The organism is Amycolatopsis rubida, from assembly GCF_900115345.1.
GTDB classification, from domain to species: Bacteria; Actinomycetota; Actinomycetes; order Mycobacteriales; family Pseudonocardiaceae; genus Amycolatopsis; species Amycolatopsis rubida.
Window position 1 is genome coordinate 46,255 of sequence record NZ_FOWC01000007.1, and the last position, 13,742, is coordinate 59,996.

Annotated in this window: 11 protein-coding genes; 8 read left to right on the top strand and 3 right to left on the bottom strand. The window is 70.3% G+C overall.

Going from position 1 to position 13,742, the window contains the following annotated elements; translation table 11 throughout:
- Nucleotides 1–17 precede the first annotated feature (17 nt).
- Nucleotides 18–1,187: a CaiB/BaiF CoA transferase family protein gene (locus BM362_RS25455; RefSeq protein WP_093574828.1), complete on the top strand. Its 1,170-nt coding sequence runs from the start codon at nucleotides 18–20 to the stop codon at nucleotides 1,185–1,187.
- A gap of 20 nt (nucleotides 1,188–1,207) precedes the next feature.
- On the top strand, nucleotides 1,208–2,101 hold the full coding sequence (locus tag BM362_RS25460) for an HpcH/HpaI aldolase/citrate lyase family protein (protein ID WP_093574829.1): 894 nt from the start codon (nucleotides 1,208–1,210) through the stop codon (nucleotides 2,099–2,101).
- Nucleotides 2,102–2,318: 217 nt separating this feature from the next.
- Here the strand turns inward: BM362_RS25460 and BM362_RS25465 are convergent, their stop codons facing one another.
- Together BM362_RS25465 and BM362_RS25470 are read right to left on the bottom strand one after the other, a co-directional pair.
- Nucleotides 2,319–3,014: a GntR family transcriptional regulator gene (locus BM362_RS25465; protein WP_208865337.1), complete on the bottom strand. Its 696-nt coding sequence runs from the start codon at nucleotides 3,012–3,014 to the stop codon at nucleotides 2,319–2,321.
- 79 nt (nucleotides 3,015–3,093) lie between these two features.
- Entirely contained in the window at nucleotides 3,094–3,924 is an 831-nt protein-coding gene (locus tag BM362_RS25470; protein WP_244287301.1) for an acyl-CoA thioesterase domain-containing protein, read from the bottom strand.
- A gap of 287 nt (nucleotides 3,925–4,211) precedes the next feature.
- Between BM362_RS25470 and BM362_RS25475 the strand changes: the two genes are divergently transcribed.
- Entirely contained in the window at nucleotides 4,212–5,372 is a 1,161-nt protein-coding gene (locus BM362_RS25475; RefSeq protein WP_093574831.1) for a CaiB/BaiF CoA transferase family protein, read from the top strand.
- Between the two features lie 19 nt (nucleotides 5,373–5,391).
- Here BM362_RS25475 and BM362_RS25480 read toward each other — a convergent pair whose 3' ends face one another.
- Entirely contained in the window at nucleotides 5,392–6,378 is a 987-nt protein-coding gene (locus BM362_RS25480) for an AraC family transcriptional regulator (RefSeq protein WP_093574832.1), read from the bottom strand.
- Between the two features lie 202 nt (nucleotides 6,379–6,580).
- Between BM362_RS25480 and BM362_RS25485 the strand changes: the two genes are divergently transcribed.
- The 5 genes from BM362_RS25485 to BM362_RS25505 all read left to right on the top strand — a co-directional run bounded on the left by BM362_RS25485 (nucleotide 6,581) and on the right by BM362_RS25505 (nucleotide 13,738).
- Nucleotides 6,581–7,054 carry a MaoC family dehydratase gene (locus BM362_RS25485; protein WP_093574833.1) on the top strand — a complete coding sequence of 158 codons (474 nt, stop codon included), beginning with the start codon at nucleotides 6,581–6,583 and terminating at the stop codon, nucleotides 7,052–7,054.
- A gap of 26 nt (nucleotides 7,055–7,080) precedes the next feature.
- Nucleotides 7,081–9,030 carry an AMP-binding protein gene (locus BM362_RS25490; RefSeq protein ID WP_093574834.1) on the top strand — a complete coding sequence of 650 codons (1,950 nt, stop codon included), beginning with the start codon at nucleotides 7,081–7,083 and terminating at the stop codon, nucleotides 9,028–9,030.
- Entirely contained in the window at nucleotides 9,027–10,187 is a 1,161-nt protein-coding gene (locus BM362_RS25495) for an acyl-CoA dehydrogenase family protein (protein ID WP_093574835.1), read from the top strand. Before BM362_RS25490 ends, BM362_RS25495 begins: the two co-directional genes overlap by 4 nt.
- A 315-nt stretch (nucleotides 10,188–10,502) precedes the next feature.
- On the top strand, nucleotides 10,503–11,579 hold the full coding sequence (locus BM362_RS49290) for a helix-turn-helix transcriptional regulator (RefSeq protein WP_093574836.1): 1,077 nt from the start codon (nucleotides 10,503–10,505) through the stop codon (nucleotides 11,577–11,579).
- A 92-nt stretch (nucleotides 11,580–11,671) separates the two neighbouring features.
- On the top strand, nucleotides 11,672–13,738 hold the full coding sequence (locus BM362_RS25505) for a hydantoinase/oxoprolinase family protein (RefSeq protein WP_093574837.1): 2,067 nt from the start codon (nucleotides 11,672–11,674) through the stop codon (nucleotides 13,736–13,738).
- Nucleotides 13,739–13,742 lie beyond the last annotated feature (4 nt).

Here is a 13,742-nt window from a genome sequence, read left to right on the forward strand (position 1 = left end):
CAGTGAAGGCGGGCGACATGCGGCACAAGCCACTCGACGGCATCCGGATCCTGGAGATCGGGGGCTACATCTCGCTCCCGTTCGGGACCTCGATGCTGTGCGGTCTCGGCGCCGAGGTGGTGAAGGTGGAGAAGCCGGTCGTCGGCGAGGACTTCCGGCGCCGGATGAACAACGAGAGCCCGTACTTCCGCCAGTACAACGCCGGCAAGCGCAGCCTTTCGGTCGATCTCAAGACCGCCGAGGGGATCGAACTGATCAAGGCGCTGGTGCCGCGTTTCGACGTGGTGCTGGAGAACCTCCGCCCGGGCAAGCTCGCCGCCATGGGCCTCGGTCCCGACGAGTGCCGGGCGCTGCGCCCGGACCTCGTCTACGGTTCGGTCACCGGGTTCGGCTCCACCGGCCCGCTGGCCGACCGGCCCGCCTACGACACGATCGGGCAAGCGTTCGGCGGGCTGTACTCGCTCTTCAGCGACGACGGGCGGCCGCAGCTCGCCGGCGGGCTGAGCGCGGACCTGGTGACCGGGCTGACGACCGCGGCCGGCGTTCTCGCCGCGCTGGTCGGCAAGCTGAAGACCGGGCAGCCCCAGCGGATGGAGACCTCGATCATGGAGGCGGTCAGCGTGCTCACCGCCGACGGCATCACCCAGGCCTTCGAACTCGGCCACGATCCCAGCCGTACGAGCAGGCATCCGCAGGCGCAGAACTTCTGCGTGCCGACCTCCTCGGGCAAGTACCTCGCGGTGCACCTGTCGTCGTCGCAGAAGTTCTGGCAGGCGCTGTGCCGCGCGCTGGAACGCACCGACCTGATCGAGGACCCGCGCTTCGCCGAGTATCGCCCGCGAGAGGCAAACTACTTCGAGCTGGTGCCGATCGTCGAGGCGGAGTTCGCGCGCAAGCCCAAGGAGCATTGGGAACGCGTGCTCACCGAACACGATGTGCCGTTCGCGCCGGTGCTGTCCATGGCCGGCTACCTCGAACACCCGCAGGTGCGGCACCTGGACATCGCCGACCATCAGCCGGACGGGCTCGCGCTGCTCCGTCCGCCGTGGACGTTCGACGGCGTGCGGCCGGACCGCTCCTCGGTCGCGGCAACGGTAGGCGCCGACTCCCGTGCGGTCGCGAGCGAGGTGCTCGCGGCCGAAGACGTCGAAAAGCTGTTCGCGACCGGCGTCCTGTACGAATCCTGAACGACTACTGGAGAACCTCGATGAAGCCGTACCGTTCCATGCTCTTCGTCCCCGGCCACAAGGCTTCCTGGGCCGGCAAGGGTCTCGCGTCCGGCGCCGACGCGCTGATCCTCGACCTGGAGGATTCCGTTCCGGTCGCGGAAAAGGAGAGCGTGCGCCCGGTCGTCGCGGAGACGGTCGACCGGCTGCACGCGCAGGGCGTGCGTCCCGACGTGTGGGTGCGGCCCAACGCGTCGGTCAGCGGCATCCAGGGCGCGGACCTCGAAGCGGTCATCCGGCCCGGGCTGGCCGGCCTGTTCCTGCCGAAGGTGTTCGACGCCGAGGAACTGATCCGCATCGACGCGGTCGTGTCGCACATCGAGGCGCGCGAGGGACTCGAAGCGGGCAGCGTCGGGCTGATCGTGAGCTTCGAGACCGCCGTTTCGATGGCGCACTGCGAGGAGATCGCCGCCGCGACGCCACGGGTTTCCAGCCTGCTCGGCGCGACCGGCCCGAGCGCCGACGTGGGCCGCGAGCTGGGTTTCGAGTTCACTCCGGCCGGGCTGGAGACGCTGTACCTGCGCAGCAGGCTCGTGCTCGCCGCCCGTGCGGCCGGACTGCACCACCCGGTGGCCGGGGTGTGGCAGGACATTCGCGATCTCGACGGTGCGCGCCAGTTCTGCGCGGACAACAAGCAGCTGGGCTACCGCGGCATGGTGTGCATCCACCCGTCGCACGTGGCGATCGCCAACGAGGTGTTCACGCCGGCACCGGAGGCGGTCGACCATTCCCGGCGGCTGATCGAGGCGTTCCACGCGGCGGAGGCGGCGGGCAGCGCGGCGGTGGACTTCGAGGGCCAGCACGTCGACATCGCGCACGTGAAGACGGCGGAGGGGATCGTCGCGCAGGCGGAGGCGATCGCGGCGAACGCTTGATCTTTTCCCGGTCGTTCCTGGGGGCGGTCCGCCTCGGCCGTTTCGAGGATTGTCGCGCGAAATCAGCGGAGCCGGGCGTCGCACGGGCGGAGAATGCCTGAGAATCGTTGTGCGGAGTGCCGTGGACGCCGAACGAATTCCCGGCTGGGTCACCTTGAGCAGAGCGGCCCAGCCGGTCTCGTCCTGCCCGGGCCGCTCAGCCGCGGTCCGGTGTGGACTATTCCGTCTCGTCCGACCAGAGACCGCGTTCCTCAAGCATCCGGATGACGTTGTCCGCGCCGTCGAGGATGTGCCGTTCGGCGATCGTGCGCGCCTTGCGCACGTGCCTGCCGCGCAGGGCCTGCAACAGTTCGGCGTGGTCGGAGAGGGTGTGGTCGACGTGGCCTTCGATCGAGGCGTAGAAGCGGTTCGGCAGGTGCTTGACCACGGAGCTGAGCAGCAGGGTCAGCCGGTGGGAGTCGGCGGCCAGGTTGAGCTGGCGGTGGAATTCGTGGCCGAGCCGGGTGATGGCCTCCTGGTCCGCGGCGTCGGCGGCCTTGGCGAAGTCCTCGTTGACCGCTTCGAGCCGGTCCAGCTGTTCCGGAGTGATCTTCTTGGCCGCGCGCGCGGCGAGTTCGGCGGAGAACTGGGCTTGTGCCCAGAACAGGTCCCGCACGTCCTGGCGCGACACCGGGGCCACGACGAACCCGCGGCGCGGCACGAGTTCCACGAAACCCTCGCTGCGCAACGAGAGCAGTCCTTCGCGCACAGGCGTGTTGCTCACTCCGACCGCCTCGGCGATGGGTTCGGTGCGCAGGAATTCGCCTGGCTTGACATCGCCCGACATGATCAGCTCGCGGACGTAGGTCGCGACTTCCTCGGGCAGCTGCTGACGGCGGTCGCCGCTGCGCAGCCGGGCCAGTTCGTCGGCCACGGGCCACCTCCCCAACGCCTCGAAGCGGTTTCGAGGATCTGATGTTCAGCAAAGAACATGATATATGGACGGCGACAGATTATGGCACGGTCGGCACGCTCTCGGGCGCGCCGACCCGCCGGGGATCGACCGGCGCGGCGGCGAGCAGCGCGGTGCCGCTGACCGTGCCGAGCGGCCCCGCGCGGTCGAACACGGTCGCGGTCGTGACCGCGATGCCGTCGTGCTCGACGCGGTGGTCGGCGGCGAGGCCCAGCTCCAGGTCGCTCGCGGGGACGCGGCCGAGGGTGAGCGTGAGGTCGGCGTTGATGAACTCCAGGCCGGCCTCGCCCCAGTTGGTCACGAGGTTGACCAGGTCCGCGGCAGTGGCGGCGTGCTGGAACGGCGTGGGCCGCTCGCCGCGCACGATGTCCTGCGGGAACACCCAGATCGTCTTGCGCGAGGCGTTCTGGTGCGGTTCGGGCGATCCGGTCCAGCCGACGCCCTCGCTGTGGAAGACGCGCGGCTCTTCGGTCTCGGGGAACACGTCGAACGGCGGAGGAGCGGGGAATCCGTCCGGGGCCCAGACGCGGCCGGCGGAGGGGGAGCCCGCGGCGAGGAACAGCCCGGAGCCTTTGCCGACGAGGGTTTCTCCCTGCCAGAGGGTCGCTTCGACGAGGCAGAGGCGACGTCCGCGGCGAACGATCTCCGTTCGCGTGGCAGCGGGTGCGTAGCGCGCCGGGCGCAGCAGGTCGACAGTCCAGCGGGCCGGCCGGAACAGCCCCGGCCCGGCGGCCCGTTCCGCGGCGCGGGCCAGCGCCCCGCTCGTCGCCATGCCGCGCAGCTGAGCGCCGCCGCCCCAGCTCGCGCGCGCTTCCGGCAAGGGGTGCAGGAGTTCGCCGTCCGGTCCGGGTTCCGCGGTGAAGAACGCCATCGTCACCTGACAAATATAACATTTTATATGTGATCTGAGGGAGAGGGGCGGAGACCGGCGCCGGATGGCGACGCGCGGTCCATGCCGGTGATCATGACACAAGCCGCTGGACGACGGTGTCGCAGTCGACCGGGTCCGGATCCGCGGTGTCGCATTGCACCCGTCGGCGCGGAGCCCGGCGAACTGGCTCGCTTGACCCGCGAGGGTTCCGGGCGTCGCCCTTGCCTCGGTCGGCAGATAATACATAATATGTAATTGATGCCCGTGGTAACCGCCGAGGAGAGCCGATGACGACAGAGACGACCCGGTCCGGGCCGCTGGCCGGAGTCCGGGCAGTGGCGCTCGCCGGGATGGGGCCGACTCCGTTCGCGAGCATGCTGCTGGCCGACCTCGGGGCGGAGGTCGTGCGCGTGACGCGCCCGGCGAGCAGGCGGGGCCGCGCGCTCGGCCAGACCGAGGGGATGGCCGCCGGACACGACCTTGCGAACCGGGGTGTCGGGACCGTCCAGGCCGACCTCAAGTCCCCGGACGGCGTGCGCGCGGTGCGGCACCTCGCCGGAGCCGCCGACGTGTTCATCGAGGGATACCGGCCGGGCGTCGCCGAGCGGCTCGGCCTCGGTCCGGAGGTCCTGCTGGCCGGCAACCCCGCGCTCGTCTACGCCCGGCTGACCGGATACGGCCAGTCCGGCCCGCTCGCGCACCAGGCCGGCCACGACATCAACTACGTCGCGCAAACCGGTGCGCTGCACGCGATGGCACGGGCGGGCGAGGCGCCGCGGCCGCCGATCAACCTGCTCGGCGATTACGCGGGCGGGGCACTGGTCGCGGCCTGCGGCATCGTGAGCGCGCTGCTGGAAACCCGCACGTCGGGCCGGGGCCAGGTGCTCGACGCGGCGATGATCGACGGCGTGGCGTTGCTGACCGCCAAGCTCCAAGGTTTGCGAGCCGCCGGTCGGTACTCCGACGAGCCCGGCACGAACTACCTCGACTCGGGCGCTCCGTTCTACGACACCTACCGCTGTGCGGACGGCCGGTACGTCGCGGTCGGTGCGCTGGAGCCTGATTTCTACCGCGAGTTCGTCTCCCGGCTCGGCGTCGATCTGAGCGGCTGGCCGGACCAGGACGACCGCGCGGGATGGCCCCGGCTGCGCACGCTCATCGCGGCGGCGTTCGCCGGGAAGGACCGTGACGAATGGGCCCGGATCTACGCGGGCACCGATGCTTGCGTCACGCCGGTGCTCACCTTCGACGAAGCGGCCGAGCATCCGCACAACGCCGAACGGCACGTCTTCGACCGGGTCGACGGTGTGCTCCATCCGCGGCCCGCCCCGCGCTTCAGCCGTACTCCGGCGCGCGAACCGTCCGCACCCGGTGCCGGTGTGCTGGATCTGGACCGGCTGCTGACGGCGTGGTCCTCGTCCGCCGAGCCTCGCGAACAGCCGGCCTGAGCCCCGGAAGAGCCGTCCGTCAGCCGCACCGGCGGGCGGTCGCCGACGGCAGCACCCCGAACCGTTCGCGGTACTGGTGCGCGAATCGTCCGGGATGGAAGAAGCCCCAGCGGGCCGCGACGTCGGTGACCGAGTCCGCTCCGCCGGACAGCAGTTCCCGGTGCACCCGGTCGAGCCGGACGGCGCGCAGGTAGGCCATCGGCGATTTTCCGACCTCCTCGCGAAAACCGGCTTGCAGTGCTCGCGGGCTGATCGAGGCCATGGCGGCCAGGCCGGCGGTCGTGATCGTCTCTTCGGGGTGCCGGTCGAGGTAGTCGACGATTTCGCGGATGCGGGAACCCCGGGTGTGCGCGGGGCGGCTGTGCAGCCGTGCGCTGAGCCGGCTGGGCAGGGTCAGCAGCAGCTGGGTCATCAGCGCCGACTCGAACTCGTGGCACGCGGCCGGAACCGTCGCCAGGCCCCCGTCCCGGTTGAGTTCGGCGTACAGGAAGCTCACGGTCGCGAGAAACGCCTGCGCGGCGGGCGAACGGAGCGAAAAGGTCAGGTCGAAGTCGATCTCTTCGCGGATCGGCTGCCCGATCAGCTTCGCCGCGTGCGCTTCGAGCAGATCCTTGGGCAGTTTGACGTGGTACTGCCAGGAATCCGCGCTCCACTGCACCAGGACCGGGGACTGCGGCACGAAAGCGACGCCTGCCTCGCCGGCGGCGAAGGAGCGGCGGACACCGTGCTGCTCCACCGTGCTGGTGCCGGTGGCGGGCAGGTTCACGTGGTAGCACAACCGCATCGGCGGGCCGACGATCGTCGTGTCCGCCCCGTAGGCCATCCGCCCGATCGTGAGGTGCGGGGACGGCGCGAGATCGAGCCGGAACCGCATTCCCGCGCGGTCGGCCACGTGCACCTCGTGGCTCGCGAAGGTCCGGGACACCTGCTCGCGGGCGGCGTCGAGGTCGGCGGTGCGGAAGGTGACCGGGCCGGGTCGCCCGGCGAGCTGCTGGTCCTCGGGCATCGGTGCCTCCTCGTCTCCCGTGCCACCAGGGGAGCACTAAGAATATATGATATTCAACTCGCGGCTGGACGAGTCGTCGTGAACGAGTATATATTTTATATTTAGCGAGGGCGGGCGCGGCCGGGGAGCCGGGCCGGGACCCGGAGACGCATCAACCGTGACGACAGCGGCCGCGACCAGCGCGGCGGGGAGAGGACACCGGATGGCAGGCCTGTACTTCGAGGAGTTCGAGCCGGGGATGGTCATCGACCACCCGACCCGCCGCACGGTCACCGAGGCCGACAACACGCTGTTCAGCGTCATGACGCTGAACCTGGCTCCGCTGCACCTCGACGCCGAGTACAGCAAGAACAGCATCTACGGCCAGCGCCTGGTGAACAGCCTGTTCATTCTCGGCCTCGTGTCCGGGGTGACCGTGCCGGAGACGACGCAGGGCACCACGCTGGGCAACCTCGGTTTCGAGAAGATCACCTTCCCCAAGCCGGTGTTCCACGGCGACACCATCCACGTGCGCACCGAGATCGTCAGCAAGCGCGAGTCCAAGAGCCGCGGCGATTCCGGCATCGTCATGTTCCGGCACCTCGGAATCAACCAGCGCGACGAGATCGTGTGCGACGCCCTGCGCGCCGGCCTGATGCTCAAGCGGTCCGCCGACCAGGCAGCCGCACAGGCCTGAGCAGCGGTCCGGGAAAGGAAGTGGCCATGGCCGAGGACGTAACGGGCCCTGCCTGGGCGCCGCCGCGGGAAGTGCGGGACCGAAGCCGGTACCTCGCCGCCCTGCGGAAGTGGGGAGTGTCCGCCGACGCGGCGGGCGTCGCCGAGGCGAACCGGCGGGCGATCGCCGACCCGGAGTGGTTCTGGCGTGCCGTCGTCGAGGACCTCGACGTCGCCTTCGCCGAACCGTTCGCCCGGGTGCTGGACGAATCCGAGGGCAAGCCGTTCCCGCGCTGGTTCCCCGGCGGCCGGATCAACGTCGCCGAACTGTGCGCGCACCGCCACGCCCGCGGCGAACTCGCCGGCAAGACCGCGGTGGTCTACGAGGGCGATTCCGGGCAGCGGCGCACGCTGAGCTTCGGCGAACTGGACGAGCGGGTGCGCCGGTTCGCCGCGAACCTGGCCGCCGCGGGCGTCGCGCGGGGCGACCGGGTCGTGTTGTTCATGCCGGTCGTGCCCGAGGCCGTCGTGGCGTTCCTCGCGATCGCGATGCTCGGCGCGATCGCGGTGCCGACGTTCAGCGGCTACGCGGCCGACGCGCTCGCCACCCGGTTGCGGGATTCGGAAGCGGTCGCGCTGATCACCGCGGACGGGACCACCCGGCGGGGCAAGGAAGTCCCGCTGAAACCGGTCGCCGACACGGCGCTGGCGGACGCGCCGTCCGTGCGCACCGTCGTCGTTGTCCGCCACCTCGGGACCGACGTGGCGATGCTGTCCGGCCGCGACGTTTATTACGACGAGCTGGATCCGTCGCCCGCTCCGGTGGAAACCGCGTCGACCGAGGCGAACGACCCGCTCACCGTCGTCTACACCTCGGGCACGACCGGCCGCCCGAAGGGGATCGTGCACTCCCACGGCGGGTTCGCGGTGAAGACCGCCGTCGATTTCGCCTACGGCTTCGACGTGCACGCCGACGACGTCGTCTGCTGGATCACCGATCTGGGCTGGCTCGTCGGTCCGATGCTGATGACCGGCCCGCTGCAGCTCGGCGCGACCATCGTGATGATCGAAGGCCTGCCGACGCATCCCACTCCCGACCGGATGTGGGACGTCGTCGAGCGCAACGGCGTTACGGTGCAGGGGATCGCGCCGACCGCGGCCCGTGCGTTGCGCGCGGCGCGGGAGAAGCCGGAGCACGCGCTGGCCACGCTGCGGTCGTTCGTCTCCACCGGCGAGGCGTGGGACGAGCCGACCTGGTGGTGGCTGTTCGACCAGGTCGGCAAGCGCCGGGTGCCGATCGTCAACTACAGCGGCGGCACCGAGGTCGGTGGCGGGCTGATCGTCGGCTATCCGTTCCTGCCGGGCGAAGCGGCGGCGTTCACCGGTCCGCTGCCGGGAGTGGACGCGGCGGTGCTCGACGACGCCGGGCAGCCGGTCGCCGGCGCGATCGGCGAACTGGCCGTGCGCAACACTTTCCCCGGCATGACGCACGCGTTCTGGCACGATCGCGAGCGCTATCTTGAGACCTATTGGGCGCGGTTCGCGGGAATCTGGGTGCACGGCGATTTGTCCAGTGTGGACGAGCACGGCCAATGGCGGATCCACGGCCGCTCCGACGACACGCTCAAGCTGGCCGGGCGGCGCGTCGGTCCGGCCGAGATCGAGGCGGCACTGCTGCGCGACGAGCGAATCGCCGAGGTAGCCGTGATCGGCGCCCCGGACGAACTGCGGGGCCAGCGGGCGGTGGCGTTCGCGGTGCTGCGCGAGCCGGGCGCCGACCGCGCCGAGCTGGCAGCTGCCGCGCTCGAAAACGCCGGGAAATCGTTCGCCCCGGAGGTGTACGTCGTGCCGACGCTGCCCAAGACCAAGAACGGCAAGATCATGCGGCGCGCCATCCGGGCGCGGTTCGTCGGGACGCCGGTCGGCGACCTGTCGTCGCTGGACCCGGCCACGCCGCTGGAAGACATCCCGGTACTCGCGGAGGAGAACGCGCAATGACCGACCCGGAAAGCAATGTCGAGATCGTCCGGAAGGCGACGCGGGAGCTGGCCCGCAAGTTCGACCACGACTACTGGCTGGACAAGGACCGCGACCACCAGTACCCGTGGGAGTTCGTGAAGGCGTTCGCCGCGGGCGGCTGGCTGGGCGCGATGATCCCCGAGGAATACGGCGGCATCGGCCTCGGCCTGGAAGAGGCCGCGGTGATGATGGGGGAGATCTCGGCGTCCGGCGCCGGGATGGCCGGCGGTTCGGCGATCCACTTCTACGTGTTCCCGCCCGCCCCGGTCGTGAAGTACGGTTCCGAGGAGATGAAGCGGGAGTACCTGCCGAAGCTGGCGGCGGGCGAGTTGCTGATGGCGTTCGGCGTGACCGAGCCGGACGCCGGGGTGGACACGTCGCGGATCAAGACCAAGGCGACCAAGGCCGAGGGCGGCTGGAAGGTCAACGGCAAGAAGGTCTTCATCACCAACGCGCAGAACGCGCAGAAGATCCTGCTGCTGGCCCGCACCTCGCCGCGGCGGGAGGACAAGCCGCTCTACGGCATGTCGCTGTTCTTGGCGGACCTGGACCGCGACGCGATCACGGTGCGGGAGATCGAGAAGCTGGGCCGCGCGGCGATCGACACGAACGAACTGTTCATCGACGACCTGTTCGTGCCCGAGGACCGGCTGGTCGGCGAGGTGGACAAGGGCTTCTACTACCTGCTGGACGGGCTGAACCCGGAACGCATCGTGGTCGGCATGGAAGGGGTCGGCCTCGGCCGGGCGGCGCTGGACATCGCCTCGGAGTACGCCAAGAACCGGGTGGTGTTCGACCGTCCGATCGGGCAGAACCAGGCGGTCGCCCACCCGCTGGCGGATTCGTGGATCCGGCTGGAAGCGGCCGAGGGCATGGTCATGCGCGCGGCGCGGCTGTTCGACGAGGGCAAGCCGTGCGGCCCGGAAGCGGCGGCGGCGAAGTATCTGGGCGCCGAGGGCGGTTTCGAGGCGTGCGACCGCGCGTTCTCGACGCTGGGCGGCTACGCGTATGCGAAGGAGTACCACGTCGAGCGGCTGTGGCGCGAGGTCCGCTTGCTGCGCAACGCGCCGTTCTCACAGGAGATGGTGCGGAATTACATCTCGCAGCAGGTGCTCGGGCTGCCGCGCTCGTACTGAGGCAGGCGGGCTCGCTATGCCGCAGGGAACGGCGGGGCTCTCAGCTGAGGGCTCCGCCGTTTCGCACTGCGCTCTGCGCCGGGCCGCCAGGAAGGCGGCGGAACGTCCGGACCGGAGAGGGCTTCCCGGGAGCCGTTCGACGCCGGGCAGATCGCGCGGGCTGGTCGTGCTCGGTCAGCCGCCCCGTTCAATGCGGGCAGTTTCGCGGCGGCTCTTCCGAGCGTTGCCGGCCGCGTTTGAACCCCCGCCCTTCTGCGCATATATTGTGCGTAACACGGCGGCGATGCCGTGCCTCGGAAGTACCAGAGGTGGCCGATGGACGTGGAGAACACCGTCTCGGGGGCCGCGCGGTACCGGGACTTGTGCGTGGAGGTCGGGGATGCGCTGGGGCTCGACGTGCCGGTGCCGCGGCTCGACGGTCCGTGGGCCGACGAGGCGGCGAGCGTGCTCGGGCGGCTGTGGAACGCCGTGCTGGCCGAAACGCTGCTCGCTGCCGACGAGGCCGGAGTGTCCGGTGCCCGGCGGCGAGAGCTGGCCGAACTGCTCGGCCGGATCCGCGCGGTCGAAGCCGAACTGGCGGAAGCGCGGCTCGCCGACCGGCAGGTGCTGCTGCGCCAGGTGGCCGCTTCGCTCGCCTCGGTCCGGGACGCGAAGTCCGTGGACGAATTCCTCGGCCGCATCCCGGAAGCGGGCTGCCGGCTCGGCTTCGACCGGGTCCTGGTCTCCCGGGTGGCCGATTCCGTGTGGCGGCTGCACACGATGTGCGTCGTGCACGAACCGCGGTGGGCGGACGAGATCGTCGCCGTCGGGAAAGCGTCGCCGCCCGCCTTGCGCGGCGGCCTGATCGAGGCGGACGTAGTCGACCGGGCCGAAACCCGGCTCATCTTCGACACCCAGCACAGCGCACGCGTGGATCGCGACCTGATCCGCGTCACGAAGTCCACTTCGTACGGAATCGCCCCGCTGACGGTGCAGGGCCAAGTCGTCGGCCTGTTGCACGGCGATCGCTACCACCAGGGCCGCGACGTCGACGAAACCGACCGCGCGCTGCTCACGCTGATGGCCGAAGCGCTGAGCCATTCCCTCGGCCGCCTCACGATGCTGGAAGGCCTGGCGTTCCTGCGCGACACCGCAGACGGGCTGATGACCCGTCCGGCGGCCCTGCCCGCGCCGGTCGCACCGCCCGCGCCGAGCCCGCGGATCCCGTTGACCGCACGGGAAAACGAGGTGATGGAACTGCTCGCGGCAGGCCGGTCGAACCGGCACATCGCGCGCGAGCTGGCGATCACCGAACGCACCGCGAAATCCCACGTCACGCAGATCCTGCGCAAGCTCGGCGTCGCCAGCCGCACGGAGGCGATCGCGCGCTGGCTGCGCGGGGGACTGTCCTAAGGTCGCACTCCGTCCCGCACCCTTGTCCGATGTGACCGCGGTCGCCCCGAGCACAGAATCACCTCACACACCACGACCCGTGGAGGCATGAGGTGACTGAGCAACGAGGCTCGGCAGGCTGGCTGGTCGGCATCGACGTGGGCGGGACCTTCACCGACATCATCGGCCTTGACCGCGCCACCGGGGAAATCCGGGACGGCAAGGTGCTGTCCACCCAGGAACAGGAACACGGCGTCCTCGATGCGCTCGCCGCGATCGGCGTCGAGCCGCCCGAGGTCGCGGAGATCGTGCACGGGCACACCGTCGGCATCAACGCGTTGCTGAGCCGGGCGGGCGCGAAGACCGCGCTGCTGGCCACGCGCGGGCACCGGGACCTGCTCGACATCGGCCGGATGCACCGCGAGTTCGGCGACCGGTTCTACGACCCGACCTGGCTGCGTCCGCACCAGGAGCGGCCGATCGTGCACCGGCGCGACCGGATCGGCATCCCGGAGCGGATCGGCTACGACGGCACGGAGCTGCTGGCACTGGACGAGGACGCTGTCCGAGCGGCCGCCCGAGACTTCGCCGCACAGGGTGTCCAGGCAGTCGCTGTGTGCTTCATAAACTCTTACCGGGAACGAGGCCACGAACGGCGCGCGGCGGAGATTCTCGCCGAGGAGATTCCGCACGCCTACGTGCAGACCTCGGACCTGTATCCGGTCACGAAGGAGCACGAACGGACCACGACCGTCGCGCTGGACGCGTACGTCGGCCCGGCCGTGGTCGGGTATCTGCAGCGGCTCACTGTCGCGCTGGAGGAGCGGCGGTTCGGCGGCACGCTCTGGATCATGACGACCAACGGCGGCGTCGCTACCGTGCAGGACGCGGGCAAGGCTCCGGTCTTCCAGCTCGTGTCCGGGCCGGTCGGCGGCGTGACCGGCAGCTTTCAGCTGGCGCGCGAGTCGGGCAAGCGCAACCTGCTGACCATGGACGTCGGCGGCACGAGCACCGACGTCGCGGCGATCGTCGGCGCGCAGACCCCGCTCACCGACCTGTGGACCCTCGAAACCGGTCTGACGCTCACCTTGCCGCTGGTCGACGTGGAAAGCGTCGGTTCGGGAGCGGGCAGTGTCCTCCGGCCGAACGCGCTCGGGCAGGTCGCCGTCGGGCCGAAATCAGCGGGCTCGAATCCCGGTCCGGCGTGCTACGGCCGCGGCGGCACCGAGGCGACGCTCACCGACGCCTGCCTGCTGCTCGGCGTGCTGCAACCCGACCTGTTCGCGAACGGCCGGATTTCGCTCGACATCGAGGCCGCCCGCGCCGCGCTGGCCCGCACTGGCGAGCAGTGGGGGCTTTCCGCGCTTGAGCTGGCCGAAGCCGCCTACCAGATCGCGTGCGAGGACATCGCGGCGAAGATCCGCACCATTTCGGTCTACCGGGGACTGGACGTCCGCGAGTTCGCGTTGCTGCCGTTCGGGTCGGCTGGTCCGATGCTCGCCGACCGGGTCGCGAGGATCCTTGGCCTCGACACCGTGGTAGTGCCGCCGACACCGGGCCAGTTCTCGGCACTCGGGCTGTTGCGCAGCGATCTGCGGACCACGCGGGCGCAGTCGCTGATGGTCCCGCTCGCCGCCGGCAACGCCGCGGTGATCGAAGCGGAATTCGCCGCCATGGAAGAGAGCCTCACCGAGGAACTGGCCGCACAGGGCGTGGAACTGGACGGGCTGGCGTTCGACCGCGCGGTGTTCGCCATGTACCGCGGGCAGACCTGGGACAACCGGCTCCCGCTCGCACCCGGCCCGATGTCCGGGGAGCGCGTGCCCGGCGTGGTCGCCGACTTCCACGCGTTCTACCAGGATTCCTACGGTTTCTCCGCGGCCGAGATTCCCGTTGTCGTCTCCACGCTCGAAGTGACGGCGGTGATCCCGCGGCCGAACAAGGTGCCCTCCACCGCCGCGGAAACCGGCGAGTCCCTGCTCGGCGATCGCGATCTGCGCGTACCCGGTTCCGGAGAGACCGTGCGCGTCCCGGTGCACGTCCGCGAACGGCTGGCCGCGGGCGCGGTCGTCGACGGGCCGGCGATCGTCTCCGAGAAGTTCGCCACCACGGTCGTGCTCCCGGGCCGCCGCGCCCGCGTGGACGCCGACCGCCTCCTGATCATCGAAAACCAGGACTAGGAGC